Here is a 14756-nt window from a genome sequence, read left to right as displayed (position 1 = left end):
CGGGCTGGACCCGCGCTATACCACACGGCCCAAGATTCTGTACCGCTGAGCGAGACTGCCGCGCCCGGACGCGTGGTGAGTGCGCACGATCACATGGCCCGGTGCAGTGAGGCGGTCGACACCCAGAAATCGGTTGCCTCCCGTCGAAATCCCCGGTGGGGGAGTCGTATTCGTCCGGGCAGATCCGAGCTGTCACCACGACGTGCTCGACAACCAAATAGATGGAGGGGAAATGGTCCGACCGAGCAAGCTCGGCAACGGCGCCGCACCTGCTGTGCGTCGTCGTTCGAGAACGACATGGAGAGGCCTTGGCATCGTGCTGACTGCCTTCGGCTTTTTCGTGATGTCCGTGCTGCCCGCCTGGGCGGCCGACAACATGCGGGTCACTTTCGTGCGTCACGGCCAGTCCGCAGGCAACACGTCGGGCAACATCGACACCTCGACGCCGGGGCCGTCGCTCACCCCGCTCGGACGTGAGCAGGCTCAGGCGGTCGCCGACCGGCTGGGGGACAACAACTACGACGCGATCTATGCGTCGCAGATGATCCGCACCCAGCAGACCGCAGAACCGATGTCGGCGTATCTGGGTCTGCCGATCCAGGTGCTGCCCGGCCTACAGGAGATCGAGGCCGGCGACTACGAGGGCACGCCCGAGAGCGGGGCGCTGGACGGCTACCTCAAGGCGCCGATCGCGTGGGCGTTCGCCGGTCAGCTCGGCGCCCGAATCCCGGGTTCGATCGACGGCAACGAGTTCGACGCGCGCGTCGACGGCGCGTTGAAGACCATGTACGACAAGGGCGACCGCAACGTCGTCGTGTTCTCGCACGGCGGCACCATCATGTTCTGGACCATGATGAACGCCAAGAACCTCACCTTGGCGGAGAAGGGCATGCTGCTGAGCCAGCATGCGCTGGGCAACACCGACTACGTCGTCATCGAAGGAAACCCCGAGGACGGCTGGACCCTCGTGGACTGGAACGGCCAGCGGTTCAGCCCCGAGCCGACACTGGCGCACGAGGTCGGGCTGCAGATGCGGACGCTGACCCGCCAGCTCGAAGCCGCCATGAAACAGGTGACGGACTCCTTGGCCACCGGTGACGTGATCAAGGTGGCGACGGCGATCAACCGCAGTATGGCCGATGCCTCGTTCACGGTGGCCAAGTTCAGCCGTGCGATCAACGCCGAAATCATCAAGCGGGTCGACAAGGCCATCGGCAAGGCGAGCACCCCGGATCCGGAACCGGTATCCGAGCTCACCGACAAGGTGTCCGACACGGTCAAGGGCGCTGTCCCGAATACCGGTTCGGCCACCGACATGCTGAAGCCGCTCAACGCTGCCGTGTCCGACCCGAAGGAAGCGCAGACTTCGGCCGGGTCCGACCACAGCAGTGTGGCCGAGAAGGTGACGGCCTCGGTGCGGGGCAAGGGTGCAACGGATCTGTCCAGCGGCAACCTGGTCAGGCCCGGAAAGGCCTTCGCCGACACCAAGCGCGCCGGCGAGCAGGCTCGCACCGGCGTTTCCGATGTCGCCGGTCAGCTGAGGTCGGCGGTGAAGTCCTCGGTCGCCGGCATCAAGGACGCTGCGAAGAAGGTGTCCGAGAGTGTCGGCGCGGCAAGCGCTTCGCGCGGCGGCGCCGCGTCCGAAAAGGATTCGGACGGCAAGTAAGAAATCGGCCCCCTCCGTCGAACGGAGGGGGCCGATTTCGTTGTCTGTCGGCTACTCGACGCGGACTTAGTCCAGGTAGTCGCGCAGCACCTGCGAGCGGCTGGGGTGGCGCAGCTTGCTCATGGTCTTGGACTCGATCTGGCGGATGCGCTCACGCGTGACGCCGTAGACCTGGCCGATCTCGTCGAGCGTGCGGGGCTGACCGTCGGTGAGGCCGAACCGCAACCGGACCACGCCCGCCTCGCGCTCGGACAGCGTCTCCAGCACCGACTGCAGCTGATCCTGAAGCAGCGTGAACGACACGGCATCGACGGCCACGACGGCCTCGGAGTCCTCGATGAAGTCACCGAGCTGGCTGTCACCCTCGTCGCCGATGGTCTGGTCCAGCGAGATGGGTTCACGCGCGTACTGCTGGATCTCCAGCACCTTCTCCGGCGTGATGTCCATTTCCTTGGCCAGCTCTTCGGGCGTGGGCTCGCGGCCCAGGTCCTGCAGCAGCTCGCGCTGGATACGGCCGAGCTTGTTGATCACCTCGACCATGTGCACCGGAATACGGATGGTGCGGGCCTGGTCGGCCATGGCGCGGGTGATGGCCTGACGGATCCACCAGGTGGCGTACGTCGAGAACTTGTAACCCTTGGTGTAGTCGAACTTCTCGACCGCGCGGATCAGACCGAGGTTGCCTTCCTGGATCAGGTCCAGGAACGCCATGCCGCGGCCGGTGTAGCGCTTGGCCAGCGAGACCACCAGACGCAGGTTGGCTTCCAGCAGATGGTTTTTCGCGCGGTCGCCGTCACGGCAGATCCACTGGTAGTCGCGCCGGACCTGAGTGGTGAGCTTCTCGCCCTTCTCGACGAACTCGGCCATCTTCTGGGTGGCGAACAGCCCGGCCTCGATGCGCTTGGCGAGCTCGACCTCTTCCTCGGCGTTGAGCAGCGCGACCTTGCCGATCTGCTTGAGGTAGGCGCGGACCGAGTCGGCCGAGGCCGTCAGCTCGGCGTCTTTACGTGCCTGCCGCAGTGCCTCGGACTCTTCCTCGTCCCAGACGAAGTCTCCGGAGGCCTTGTCCTTCTCGGACGGCTCGGGATGCTCCTCGTCGGACTTGGCCGCCTTTCCCGCAGCCGGCGCGGCAGCCTTGGCGTCCTTGCCCTCCTCGGCCTCGTCCTCGTCGTCCTCGTCGTCGCCCGACTCCTCGACGTCGTCGTCACTACCGAGATCGTCGTCGAGCTCGAGGTCGGTGTCCTCGACGTCGAGATCCTCGCCCGGACCTGCCTCCAGGTCGTCGGTGGTCTCCAGATCGTCGTTGAGGTCCTCGGGCTTGCCCGCCGCGGCCTTGGCGGCCTTCTTGGCGGGCGCCTTCTTGGCGGGAGCGCGCTTGGTGGCGGTGCCGCCCTCGGCCTTGGCTGCAGTGCTCTTGGCTGCCCGCTTGGCCGGGGCCTTCTTGGCGGGAGTCTTGGTAGCGGTGCGCTTCACCGGCTCGTCGGTCGCCGGGCTTGCTTTTGTCGCTGCCACGTACACCCTTTCGGTCTCGCGAAATTCTCGGTGGGTATGGGCATAGTCCACCGAAAGCGTCTGCTATCGAATGTTGGCGTTCTATCGGCTGGGATATTCACCGCTATTCGGTAGGCGGCCGCCGAGGACCATTGTAACGACAGTGTGGGAGTTCACCGTGCCGAGCGGCAAATTTCGACACATGACCGACCCAACCCGGCAAAGTTACCGATTGGTAGCTTGCGGGTCGGTGGCCCCCGGTACCTGACTGGCCATGGCCGCCCCCACGATGCCTGCGGTGTTGAGCAGCGCCGCGGGCACGATCGGGGTGCGGATCTTCAGCAGTGGTAGCCACTTGTCCGACTTGCGGCTGATGCCGCCGCCGGCGATGAACAGGTCCGGCCAGATCGCGTTCTCGATCGTCACCAGAACCTTGTTCACCTCTTCGCTCCAGCGCGCGTAACTCCAATCCTTGCGCTCCTTGACCGACGACGCGGCGCGGTGCTCGGCTTCCTTGCCGTCGACCTGTAGGTGGCCAAACTCGGTGTTGGGCAACAACACCCCGTTGTGGATCACCGCCGAGCCGATGCCGGTGCCGAAGGTCAGGAGCACCACGACACCGGAGTTGTCCTTGCCCGCCCCGTAGTGTTCCTCGGCCAGGCCGGCGGCGTCGGCGTCGTTGAGTACGCGCACCGGCAGTCCGCCGAGCGCGGCGCTGATCACCTCGGAGGCGTTGACGCCGATCCAGCCCTTGTCGACATTGGCCGCGGTGCGCACGATGCCTTCGGTGACCACCCCCGGGTAGGTGACGCCCACCTTGCCGGTCCAGCCGAACTCGGCCACCACCGCAGCCACCGTCTTCGCCACCGATTCCGGGGTGGACGGCTGCGGCGTGTCGAGCTTGAACCGCTCGCCGACGAGTTGTCCGGTGTCGAGGTCGACGATGCCGCCCTTGATCCCGCTGCCGCCGACGTCGACGCCGAATCCGCGGCGTTGGGTCGCTTCGGAGGAAACCGGATCTGCCGCGGGTGCGTCGGGTGCGGTCATGGGTGCTCCTTTGAGGGACAGGCGGTGAGGAGGCTGTCGGAAGGGGATAGGGACAAACCAAGCGCGCCACCACCCTAGTTGTTCGCCAACGCCCGCGCGTGCGGTCCGGCATCCCCCCGGAAGCGACTTTTCCGTCGGAAGGTGTTGCGATAGAGCCGTGACCGACAACAGTTTCGATGCTCCCGCCCTGAAGGCGGTGGCCGAGCAACTCGCCACCGAAGCCGCAGAGTTCGTCGCGCGCCGGCGTGCCGAGGTGTTCGGTGCCGCGGCGAACTCCGACGGGGCACCGGCCCCGGGAGCGGTGAGAGCCAAGAGCACCCCGACCGACCCCGTCACGATCGTCGACACCGAAACCGAACGGTGGCTGCGTGAGCGGTTGGCGGTGTTGCGGCCGTCAGAGGCGATCCTGGGGGAGGAGGAGGGCGGTCAGCAGGAGGGGCGTGACGGCCTCAGTTGGGTGCTCGACCCGATCGACGGCACCGTCAACTTCGTCTACGGCATTCCGGCTTATGCGGTGTCGGTGGCCGCGCAGTTCGACGGCCGGTCGGTGGCCGGAGCCGTGGCGAATGTGCCCGCCGGCGAGGTGTACTCGGCCGCGCTCGGGCACGGCGCTGAGGTGGTACGGGCAGGCGTACGTACCCCGTTGCGGTGCAGCGCCGTCGACGAGTTGTCGATGGCGCTGGTGGGTACCGGGTTCTCCTACGATCCCGACCGGCGCGCGAGGCAGGCCGGTGTGCTGGCACACATCCTGCCCACGGTGCGTGACGTGCGCCGCATCGGTTCCTGCGCGCTGGACCTCTGCATGGTTGCCGCCGGCCGGTTGGACGCCTATTACGAAGAGGACGTCCAAGTCTGGGACTGGGCCGCCGCGGCGCTGATCGCGGCCGAAGCGGGGGCGACGGTGTGGTTGCCGACCACACCCGGCGCCGAATACGCGGCGGCGTCGGCGCCGGGCATTGCCGACGGTCTGCGCGACGCGTTAGCAGGCGGCGGTATGGATCTTTGACAGGAGCGCGGAATCCGACGGCGCGGTGGCGTCGGGTCGCAGGCTGGCCAGCACGGCCCTGATGTCGTCGTTGCTGGCGAGTTCACTGAACTCCGTGCCGAGTGCCAGATCGACTGTGGCGTCCGGCCTTTCGTCCTGGAAGAGTTCGGTGCACGGGGCCACCAGCCAGACCGATGCGGCAGCGGCGCGGCCGGACGGACCGAACCGGATCTGGCCCTGGCATTCCAGCCGGGTGTTGGCGTAGATCGGGTCGTTGGCGGCCTCGGGTTGGGCGAAGCCCAGATCGCGCAGTGCGCCGGCCACCTCGCCGGCCTGCCCGCCCTGGCCGCTGGCGTTGAGCACCCGGATCCTGGTCTCGGCCAACGGGGCCGGCGTGACGTCGGTCATCGCCGAGAAGGCCACCTGTTCGCCCAGCTTCGGGGCCGCCGGATCAGCGGCGGGCGGCGGGTTGTTGCAGACCGCGGCCACGTGCACATCGGTCGGTTGGTTGAGCGCGATGATCCACACGATCATCGTCACCACCGCCAGTGCGACGAACAGCACGATGCCGGGAACGAAACTGCGCCGACGGAACGGTCGACCGTGTCGGTCGAAGGCGGTGCCATCGGTGATTTGCGCGACCACACATGCACTCTAAGGGCAACGGTGTTCGCTGACGCAGCAGAGCTCAGACGGTAGTGTGATGTAAATCACACTGAAACGTGTGGCAATACGGGCACGAATCATTTGGGGAATGCGTTCGACGCTGGTACAAAGCTCTGCTGCAAGGTAAGGGAGGGGACACAGACGATGGCTACCGACTACGACGCTCCGCGGCGTTCCGAAGCAGACGAGGTTTCCGAGGATTCGCTCGAGGAGCTCAAGGCGCGGCGCAACGAGGCACAGTCCGCCGTGGTGGATGTCGATGAATCAGAATCGGCCGAGTCGTTCGAGCTGCCGGGCGCAGACCTGTCCGGCGAGGAATTGTCGGTTCGGGTGGTCCCGAAGCAGGCCGACGAGTTCACCTGCTCCAGCTGCTTCCTGGTGCATCACCGCAGCCGGCTGGCAAGCGAGAAGAACGGTGTGATGATCTGTACGGACTGCGCCGCCTGATCGGCGGCTCAGCCACTGGCTCTTGATTCGCGGCTCAGCCGCTCGAGCTGAATTCGCGGCTCACCCGCTCTTGCTTGATTCGCGGCTCAGCCGCGCAGCGCCGCCAGGACACGATCCGGATGCCTCGAACTGATCAACCAGTACGGGGTGGGGTCATCCGGATCGTCGAGCACCACCAGGACCATCGGGCCCACCCAGGCCCGGTGCACCACGTAGGCGGCGGGATCGAGCTGACGGCCCAGCGCCGCCGACTTCGCCGACCGCGGTACCTCCGCGGCGCGCGAGATGACGCTCGTCGGCAGGTGCGCGTCACCGATCCACAACTCGGTGTCGCCCCCGCTGTCGCGCACGACCTTCAACTCGGTCTTGCTGAACCACATCAGCACTGCCGCCGCCACGCCGAAGAGCAGTACGTACGGCAACCACGCCGGGATCGCCGGCGCGGCCAGCCCGATCTCGAATGCAATCACTCCTGCCAGCACTGCAGCAGGCAGCGACCACCACCAGGGCACCCACAAACGTTCGCGGTAGTGAACGCTTTGGGCGGTTGCGCGCGTGTCTGACACGCGGCTCAGAGTAATCTGTGACGTCGTGTCCACCTCTCTGGCGGTCGTCCGATTGGACCGCGAACTACCGATGCCCAGCCGGGCGCACGATGGTGACGCGGGCGTAGACCTCTACAGCGCGCGCGATGTCGAACTGGCCCCCGGACAACGGGAGCTCGTGCCCACCGGCGTCGCCGTGGCCATCCCGCACGGAATGGTGGGCCTGATCCACCCGCGGTCGGGTTTGGCTGCCCGCGTGGGTCTTTCGATCGTCAACAGCCCGGGCACCGTTGACGCCGGCTACCGCGGCGAGATCAAGGTCTCGCTGATCAACCTCGATCCGGACACGCCGATCGTGATCAACCGCGGTGACCGGATTGCCCAGCTGCTGGTTCAGCGGGTAGAACTGCCCGAGTTGGTCGAGGTGACCTCCTTCGACGAGGCGGGCCTGGCTGACACCTCCCGTGGCGATGGCGGCCACGGTTCCTCCGGCGGACATGCGAGTTTGTGATGGCATTCGGAAAACGCAAGAACAACGATTCGGCAGACGACACGGCTGATGCACAGGTTGTCGAACAACCGGTTGCGGCAGAAACGACTGACGAGGACCAGAGCGACGACTGGGCCGATGATCAGGGCCCGTTCGACGTCGAAGACTTCGACGACCCCGCCGTCGCGGTGCAGGGTCGGCTCGACCTCGGCTCGGTGTTGATCCCCATGCCCGACGGCGGTCAGGTGCAGGTTGAGCTCAACGAGGCCGGAGCGCCCAGCGCGGTATGGGTGGTGACTCCCAACGGGCGTTTCACCATCGCCGCCTACGCCGCGCCCAAGAGCGCAGGCCTCTGGCGTGAGGTGGCCGGTGAGCTCGCCGAGTCGCTGCGCAAGGACGCCAGCTCTGTGGCCATCCAGGACGGCCCGTGGGGCCGCGAGGTGGTCGGCTCGGGCAATGGCGGCGTGGTGCGGTTCATCGGCGTCGACGGCTACCGCTGGATGGTGCGCTGTGTGGTCAACGGAGCCCCGGAGACCATCGACGCGCTCGCGGACGAGGCCCGGGCATCATTGGCTGACACCGTGATTCGTCGCGGAGACACACCCTTACCGGTACGGACACCACTGCAGGTGGAGCTGCCCGAGCCGATGGCCGCCCAGCTTCAGGCCGCGGCGCAACAGGCCGCGATGCAGCAGGCGGCCCAGCAGCTCGCAGCCACGTCACAGACCCCGCCGCAGGACCAGCCGCCGGCCGAGCCGGTGGCCCGGCGCAGTGTGCAGGGCTCGGCGATGCAGCAGCTGCGCACCATCACCGGCGGCTGAGACTCCTCAGCTCGCGACGGTGTCGCTGGCGGCCTCCTGCAGCGCCGCCACACATGCGGTGCCCAGTACGCCGGTATCGAGCCCCATCTGTTCGAGCGTGACCGAGCGCAGCGCCGCCTGCGGTGCAGCGGCCACCCATTCGTAGCCGACCTCGGCAGGGTGCACCGGATCGTCGGTTGCGACGGCGACGCCCATCGGTATCCGAAGTTGTTCGAGTTCGGTACTGTCGGGTGCGCGGTAACCGGCCGCTTCCTCCATCGCGTCGGGCAGGGTGGGCCACTGGCCCACCCAGGAACGGGCCAGCTCGTCGGCGAGCCACGCCGGGCTGGAAGCCCGCATCTGGGCCACCGTGGCCGCCAGCCCGTCCCGACGCAGCAGATCCGCCGACTGCCGGGCCAGCAGCGCGGCGGGGGCGTGCTGGGAGGTCCCCGTCCACGGCGGCAGGGCGGCCAGCACCGCCACGGCCCGGCCGGGATGGTCCAACGCCCACCGCACCGCCACGACGGCGCCGATGGACACTCCGCCGACGGCGATGGGGCCCGACCGGGCAGCGTCGTCCAGCGCCTGCAGGTAGCCCTCGACGAGCCGGTCCGGAGTCGGCGGCGGGGTCACCACCAGCGCGCCGGCATCATGCAGCGCATCGGAAAAGGCCCGGTAGACGTAGTTGTCGTCGGACCCGGTACCGGGCAGGAGAACGGTTGGGACACCGCGCAGAATGACGCTCATCACACGATCGTGCCTGCCCGGTCAAATCGTCGGCGTGCCGACCCACACCCCACGTGGCATTCGGTGCACAAGAGGTCTACGGTGGCGTTGGTTGGGCGGATTCACAGTGGATCCGCAGAAGGTCAGGAGAGGCCATGGCTACGGCCGAAGGGTATCTGCGCCGGCTTACGCGACGCCTGACGGAAGACCCCGAACAGCTTGATGTCGAAGAGCTCAGCGATGAGGCCGCCAACACCGGCGCGCTGAAAGCGATCGACGCCCAGCGCGGCCAGGAAGTGACGATGGTCGGCACCCTGCGCAGCGTGGAATGTAACGGCAAGGGGTGTTCCGGCGGCATCAAGGCCGAATTGTTCGACGGTACCGACACGGTGTTGTTGGTGTGGCTGGGACAGCGGCGTATTCCGGGCATCGAGTCGGGGTGCACTCTGAGGGTGCACGGCCGGGTCGGCAAGCTGGAGAACGGCGCGAAGGCGATATACAACCCCCGCTACGAAATTCAGAAGTGAGCCAGCCCGAAGAGGACACAGGCAACGCACCTGAACCCCCCGAGAGTGACCCGGCGCTGACGCCTGCCCATGGCGGCGGACGTGCGGTGCTGGACCAGATGGGCGGCATCAGCGGCCTGATCTATTCGTCGCTGCCGGTGGTGGTGTTCGTCCCGGTGTCCACGGCGTTCGGCCTGATGCCGGCGATCGCCGCCGCGCTCGGGGTGGCGACACTGATCCTCATCTGGCGGTTGATCCGCCGCGAATCCGTTCAGCCCGCGGTGTCGGGATTCTTCGCCGTGGGTGTCAGTGCCCTGATCGCCTACGTGGTGGGGGAGTCGAAAGGCTATTTCCTGCTTGGCATCTGGAGCTCGCTGGTGTACACGGTGCTGTTCGGGGTATCGGTGCTCATCCGGCGTCCGGTGGTCGGCTACATCTGGGGTTGGGTGAACACCCACGACCGGGCCTGGCGTGACGTCCGGAAGGCGGTGACGGCATTCGACATCGCCACCCTCACCTGGGTTGCGGTGTTCGGGTCGCGCTTTCTGGTGCAGCAGTATCTGTACGACTCCGACCAGACGGGCTGGTTGGGTTTCGCACGTATCGCGATGGGCTGGCCGCTGACCGCCGTGGCGGCGCTGGTGACGTATCTGGCCATCAGGGCCGCCCAGCGCGCTGTGCACGCACAGGATGCGACGCAGAGCGCCGACTGAGACTACCTAGCGCGGCGCCGGACGCAGCAGCAGCTCGCGCAGCTCGTCCTCGGACTCGGTGACCGCGACGAACAGCAGCTCATCCCCACCCTCGAGGGGGTCGTCGGATTCGGGCACGATCACCCTGGCGCCGCGCAGGATCGTCACCAGGGCGGTGTCGCGGGGCAGCTCGAGCCGTTTGACGGGCTTGCCGCCCCACGGGGTGTCATCGGGCAGGGTGATCTCGACCAGGTTGGCCTGCCCCTTGCGGAACTCCATCAGGCGCACGAGGTCGCCGACGGCGACAGCCTCCTCGACGAGCGAGGCGAGCATGCGCGGTGTCGACACCGCCACGTCCACACCCCAGTTCTCGTCGAACAGCCACTCGTTCCGGGGGTCGTTGACGCGGGCCACCACCCGCGGCACCGCGAACTCGGTCTTGGCCAGCAGGCTGACCACGACATTGACCTTGTCGTCACCGGTCGCCGCGATCACCACGTCGAATTCCTCGAGCTTGACCGACTCCATCACGGTGAGCTCACAGGCATCGCCGAGCCGCCAGTGTGCGGCCGGGATGGCATCGACGTCGATGTGGGTGGGATTGCGCTCCAGCAGCGTCACATCGTGGTTGTTCTCGAGCAACTCGCGGGCGATGGAGCGACCCACGGCCCCGGCCCCGGCGATGGCAACCTTCATCAGTGCGACTCCAAGTCCTCGCTCGGCGGCAGCGCCGCGATGGCCAGCGCCTCGGCGATGTGCCCGGATACCGCGGCCGCGTACACCTGGTCGCCGGCCTGGATCACGGTCTTGGGTTCGGGAAGGTAGCCGTTGCCGAACCGGATCATGAAGGCCACGCGGCCACCCGTGGCCGCCTCCAGATCGGTGACCAGGTGCCCGGCCCAATCCTGGTGCAGCGGAAGTTCGGCCACGCCCACGTTGCCCGAGGGATCGCGCCACTTGGTGGTCTCGGTCTCCCTGGTGAGCACGTTGAGCAGACGATCGGTGGTCCACGGCACGGTCGCCACCGTCGGGATCCCCAGCCGTTCGTAGACGGCAGCACGCTTGGCGTCGTAGATACGGGCCACCACGCGCTCGACGCCGAACGTCTCACGGGCCACCCGCGCCGAGATGATGTTGGAGTTGTCGCCCGAGGACACCGCGGCGAACGCCCCGGCCTCCTCGATGCCGGCGCGCAGCAGCACGTCACGGTCGAAGCCCATCCCGAGCACACGCTCACCGGCGAACTCCGGCGAGAGCCGGTGGAACGCGGTGGTGTCGCGGTCGATGACCGCGACCTCGTGGCCGATGCGGGCCAGGCTGTCTGCGAGGGACGCGCCCACCCGGCCGCACCCCATGACGACTACACGCACCCGACGGTCCTTTCCGGTGACAGAGGAGCGCTGTTGCGCTTAACCGTTGCACTCGAACGCTACAGCTTTGTGACGACTTTTCGTGTTCGGGCTTAGTCTTGGCTCTCGTGTCCAAGCTTTCGACGGCAACGCGCCGGTTGGTACTGGGGCGGCCGTTCCGCAGCGACAAGCTCTCTCACACGCTTCTGCCCAAACGGATCGCCCTGCCGGTGTTCGCCTCCGATGCGTTGTCGTCGGTGGCCTATGCGCCAGAGGAAATCTTCCTGGTGCTCTCGGTGGCGGGGCTGACGGCCTACTCGCTGACGCCCTGGATCGGTCTGGCGGTCGCGGCCGTGATGCTGATCGTGATCGCCAGTTACCGGCAGAACGTGCACGCCTATCCGTCCGGTGGCGGTGACTACGAAGTCGTCACCACGAACCTCGGGCCGACCGCCGGCCTCACGGTGGCCAGCGCGCTGATGGTGGATTATGTGCTGACCGTTGCGGTGTCGATGTCCTCGGCGATGTCGAACATCGGTTCGGCGGTGCCGTTCGTCGCTCAACACAAGGTGATGTTCGCGGTGGCGGCGATCCTGCTGCTGGCGTCGATGAACCTGCGCGGGCTGCGGGAATCGGGTACCGCCTTCGCGATTCCCACCTACGCGTTCATGATCGGCATGTACATCATGCTGGGCTGGGGTCTGTTCCAGATCTACGTTCTGGACCATCCGCTGCGCGCGGAGTCCGCCGGTTTCGAGATCCGCCCCGAACATGGCGAAGTCCTCGGTTTCGCGCTGGTGTTCCTGGTGGCCCGGGCGTTCTCGTCCGGTTCGGCGGCCCTGACCGGTGTCGAGGCGATCAGCAACGGCGTGCCGGCGTTCCGGAAACCCAAGTCGCGTAATGCGGCAACCACCCTGCTGCTGCTCGGGGTCATCTCGGTGACGCTGTTCATGGGAATCATTCTGCTGTCGAAGGCGACCGGCGTGCAGATCGCCGAGCGTCCGCACGAACAGCTGATCGGTGCGCCGCCGGACTATCACCAGAAGACCCTGATCGCGCAACTCGCCGATGCGGTGTTCCACGACTTCCCGGTGGGCCTGTACCTGATCGCAGGAGTCACCGCGCTGATCCTCGTCTTGGCGGCCAACACGGCATTCAACGGCTTTCCGGTGCTCGGGTCGATCCTGGCCCAGGACCGCTTCTTGCCGCGGCAGCTGCACACGCGCGGTGACCGGCTGGCGTTCTCGAACGGCATCCTGTTCCTCGCCCTTGCCGCGATCGCCTTCGTGGTGGCTTTCCGGGCCGAGGTGACCGCGCTGATCCAGCTCTACATCGTCGGTGTGTTCGTGTCGTTCACCCTCAGCCAGATCGGCATGGTCCGGCACTGGACCCGGTTGTTGCGCACCGAGACCGACCCGGCGGTGCGGCGGCACATGATGCGGTCGCGCATCATCAACGCGGTCGGGCTCACCGCCACCGGTGCGGTGCTGGTGGTCGTCGTGGTCACCAAGTTCGTCGCCGGTGCCTGGATCGCGATCCTGGCGATGAGCGCCCTGTTCGTGATCATGAAACTCATCCACAAGCATTACGACACCGTCGCCCGCGAACTCGAAAGGGAAGACGAGGCCGAGGGTGACATCGTCCTGCCGAGCCGCAACCACGCGGTGGTCCTGGTGTCAAAGCTGCACCTGCCGACCAAGCGGGCGCTGGCGTATGCGCGGGCCACGCGGCCGGACGTGCTGGAGGCGATCACGGTCAGCGTCGACGACGCCGAGACCCGTGCCCTGGTGCACCAGTGGGAAGACAGTGACATCAGCGTGCCGTTGAAGGTGATCGCCTCGCCCTACCGCGAAATCACCCGGCCGGTGCTGGATTACGTCAAACGGGTTACCAAGGAATCGCCGCGCACGGTGGTGACGGTGTTCATCCCCGAATATGTGGTGGGGCACTGGTGGGAGCAGGTGCTGCACAACCAGAGCGCGTTGCGGCTCAAGGGCCGGCTGCTGTTCATGCCGAACGTGATGGTGACTTCGGTTCCGTGGCAACTGAATTCGTCGGAGCGGCTCAAGGCGCTGCAGCCTCGCGCCACTCCGGGCGACGCGCGCAGGGGTTTTCTGGAATGACGGAACTGACTCTGACCACGGGCCCGGCGGCCAACGGTGGCAGCTGTGTGGCCCGCCACGACGGCCGCGTGGTGTTCGTCCGCTATGCCCTGCCCGGCGAGACCGTACGGGTCAAGGTGCTCGACGAGCGCGGATCGTATTGGCACGCAGAGGTTGTCGAGGTGATAGATCCGTCACCGGACCGGGTCGCGTCGCTGTGCCGGATCGCCGGCGTCGACGGTGCCGGGTGCTGCGATCTGGCATTCGCCGAGCCCGGTGCGGCGCGTCGGCTCAAGGGCGCGGTGGTGGCCAACCAGCTGGCCCGGCTGGGCGGATACACCTGGGGCGACGAGCAGAGCGACGAGCCGCCCGCGGCCGAGCCGGTGGGTGCCGGTGACGTACTCGGCTGGCGCACCCGGGTACGGCTGGACACGACAGGCGACGGCCGGGCCGGGTTCCACCGCTACCACAGCGCGGAGCTGGTGACCGACCTCGACTGCGCACAGCTGCCGGCGGAGCTGACCGACGGACTGGCAGAGATGCGTTGGACGCCCGGCGCGCACGTGCACGCGGTGCTGGATTCCGACGGACGCAGGCACATCGTTCAGTCGGGCCCCAAGACCGGCCGCCGAGACGGTCGTGCGGCCGGTGCGAAGAGTCAGACGCGCGTGATCGAAGGCGAGTACGAGGCGCTGCAGCGCATCGGTGACCGGCAGTGGATGCTGCCGGTGACGGCGTTCTGGCAGGCCCACCGTGACGCGGCCGCGCTCTACAGCGGACTGGTAGCCGATCGGTCCGGGCTGCAGCCGGGCATGACGGCGTGGGATCTGTACGGCGGTGCCGGGGTCTTCGCCGCCGCGCTGGCCGAGCAGGTCGGGCCTGACGGACGGGTACTGACGGTCGACACCTCCCGGGGGGCGTCGCGTGCCGCGCGCAGCGCGTTGGCCGACCTGCCCTGGGTCTCGGTGGTCACCGATTCGGTGCGGCGTGCGCTGTCCGCGCAGTCGGGACATCCCGATGTCGTGGTGCTCGATCCGCCGCGCACCGGTGCCGGGCGTGAGGTGATCGACGCGCTGGCCGCCACCGAGGCGCCGAGGGTCATCCACATCGGTTGTGAGGCTGCGTCATTCGCCCGCGACGTGGGGCTGTATCTGCGGCACGGGTACGCCGTGGAGGAATTGCGGGTGTTCGATTCCTTCCCGCTCACCCATCACGTGGAGTGCGTCGCCGTGCTGACCCGCTGA

At 67.2% G+C, this 14756-nt stretch carries 16 protein-coding genes; 9 read left to right on the top strand and 7 right to left on the bottom strand.

All coding sequences use genetic code 11. From position 1 onward, the window contains the following. The first annotated feature begins 232 nt into the window (after window positions 1-232). Window positions 233-1666 carry a histidine phosphatase family protein gene (locus AC4ELH_RS10660; protein WP_498884420.1) on the top strand — a complete coding sequence of 478 codons (1434 nt, stop codon included), beginning with the start codon at window positions 233-235 and terminating at the stop codon, window positions 1664-1666. Window positions 1667-1732: 66 nt separating this feature from the next. Here the strand turns inward: AC4ELH_RS10660 and AC4ELH_RS10655 are convergent, their stop codons facing one another. Together AC4ELH_RS10655 and ppgK are read right to left on the bottom strand one after the other, a co-directional pair. Beyond that, a complete protein-coding gene (locus AC4ELH_RS10655) occupies window positions 1733-3178 on the bottom strand; it encodes an RNA polymerase sigma factor (protein WP_498884418.1) in 1446 nt (481 codons plus the stop codon). A gap of 204 nt (window positions 3179-3382) precedes the next feature. Continuing rightward, a complete protein-coding gene (ppgK, locus tag AC4ELH_RS10650) occupies window positions 3383-4204 on the bottom strand; it encodes a polyphosphate--glucose phosphotransferase (RefSeq protein ID WP_064960228.1) in 822 nt (273 codons plus the stop codon). A gap of 157 nt (window positions 4205-4361) precedes the next feature. Between ppgK and AC4ELH_RS10645 the strand changes: the two genes are divergently transcribed. Next, complete coding sequence (locus AC4ELH_RS10645; RefSeq protein WP_064960229.1) at window positions 4362-5210, top strand: inositol monophosphatase family protein; 849 nt, start codon at window positions 4362-4364, stop codon at window positions 5208-5210. Here the strand turns inward: AC4ELH_RS10645 and cei are convergent. Continuing rightward, window positions 5184-5834: an envelope integrity protein Cei gene (cei, locus tag AC4ELH_RS10640; protein ID WP_064884469.1), complete on the bottom strand. Its 651-nt coding sequence runs from the start codon at window positions 5832-5834 to the stop codon at window positions 5184-5186. The genes AC4ELH_RS10645 and cei overlap by 27 nt on opposite strands. A gap of 165 nt (window positions 5835-5999) precedes the next feature. Between cei and AC4ELH_RS10635 the strand changes: the two genes are divergently transcribed. Beyond that, complete coding sequence (locus AC4ELH_RS10635; protein ID WP_019344626.1) at window positions 6000-6302, top strand: DUF4193 domain-containing protein; 303 nt, start codon at window positions 6000-6002, stop codon at window positions 6300-6302. A gap of 86 nt (window positions 6303-6388) precedes the next feature. Here the strand turns inward: AC4ELH_RS10635 and AC4ELH_RS10630 are convergent, their stop codons facing one another. Continuing rightward, complete coding sequence (locus AC4ELH_RS10630) at window positions 6389-6868, bottom strand: DUF3093 domain-containing protein (RefSeq protein ID WP_064884471.1); 480 nt, start codon at window positions 6866-6868, stop codon at window positions 6389-6391. A gap of 25 nt (window positions 6869-6893) precedes the next feature. Between AC4ELH_RS10630 and dut the strand changes: the two genes are divergently transcribed. After that, window positions 6894-7358, top strand: coding sequence for a dUTP diphosphatase (dut, locus tag AC4ELH_RS10625; RefSeq protein ID WP_064884473.1), 465 nt, complete (start codon window positions 6894-6896; stop codon window positions 7356-7358). After that, window positions 7355-8158, top strand: a complete 804-nt coding sequence (locus tag AC4ELH_RS10620; RefSeq protein WP_110777472.1) for a DUF3710 domain-containing protein — start codon at window positions 7355-7357, stop codon at window positions 8156-8158. Before dut ends, AC4ELH_RS10620 begins: the two co-directional genes overlap by 4 nt. 6 nt (window positions 8159-8164) lie before the next feature. Here the strand turns inward: AC4ELH_RS10620 and AC4ELH_RS10615 are convergent, their stop codons facing one another. Beyond that, the gene (locus tag AC4ELH_RS10615; RefSeq protein ID WP_498884414.1) at window positions 8165-8884 is read right to left on the bottom strand and encodes an alpha/beta fold hydrolase; all 720 of its coding nucleotides are present in this window, start codon (window positions 8882-8884) and stop codon (window positions 8165-8167) included. 134 nt (window positions 8885-9018) lie between these two features. On the opposite strand from AC4ELH_RS10615, the gene AC4ELH_RS10610 reads away from it, so the two are divergent. Together AC4ELH_RS10610 and AC4ELH_RS10605 are read left to right on the top strand one after the other, a co-directional pair. Beyond that, a complete protein-coding gene (locus AC4ELH_RS10610) occupies window positions 9019-9390 on the top strand; it encodes an OB-fold nucleic acid binding domain-containing protein (RefSeq protein ID WP_036444904.1) in 372 nt (123 codons plus the stop codon). Further along, complete coding sequence (locus tag AC4ELH_RS10605; protein WP_498884412.1) at window positions 9387-10082, top strand: DUF3159 domain-containing protein; 696 nt, start codon at window positions 9387-9389, stop codon at window positions 10080-10082. The genes AC4ELH_RS10610 and AC4ELH_RS10605 overlap by 4 nt, the downstream gene beginning before the upstream one ends. Window positions 10083-10088: 6 nt before the next feature. Here the strand turns inward: AC4ELH_RS10605 and AC4ELH_RS10600 are convergent, their stop codons facing one another. Both AC4ELH_RS10600 and AC4ELH_RS10595 read right to left on the bottom strand, forming a co-directional pair. Beyond that, window positions 10089-10757, bottom strand: a complete 669-nt coding sequence (locus AC4ELH_RS10600) for a potassium channel family protein (RefSeq protein ID WP_055113307.1) — start codon at window positions 10755-10757, stop codon at window positions 10089-10091. After that, a complete protein-coding gene (locus AC4ELH_RS10595; protein WP_088303980.1) occupies window positions 10757-11431 on the bottom strand; it encodes a potassium channel family protein in 675 nt (224 codons plus the stop codon). The genes AC4ELH_RS10600 and AC4ELH_RS10595 overlap by 1 nt, the downstream gene beginning before the upstream one ends. A gap of 107 nt (window positions 11432-11538) precedes the next feature. Here AC4ELH_RS10595 and AC4ELH_RS10590 point away from each other — a divergent pair, with 107 nt between their 5' ends. Both AC4ELH_RS10590 and AC4ELH_RS10585 read left to right on the top strand, forming a co-directional pair. Beyond that, window positions 11539-13533, top strand: a complete 1995-nt coding sequence (locus tag AC4ELH_RS10590) for an APC family permease (protein ID WP_064960235.1) — start codon at window positions 11539-11541, stop codon at window positions 13531-13533. Then, complete coding sequence (locus AC4ELH_RS10585) at window positions 13530-14756, top strand: class I SAM-dependent RNA methyltransferase (RefSeq protein ID WP_448448522.1); 1227 nt, start codon at window positions 13530-13532, stop codon at window positions 14754-14756. Before AC4ELH_RS10590 ends, AC4ELH_RS10585 begins: the two co-directional genes overlap by 4 nt.

Source organism: Mycobacterium shunyiense (assembly GCF_058270075.1).
This window is presented reverse-complemented; position numbering and strand designations above follow the sequence as displayed.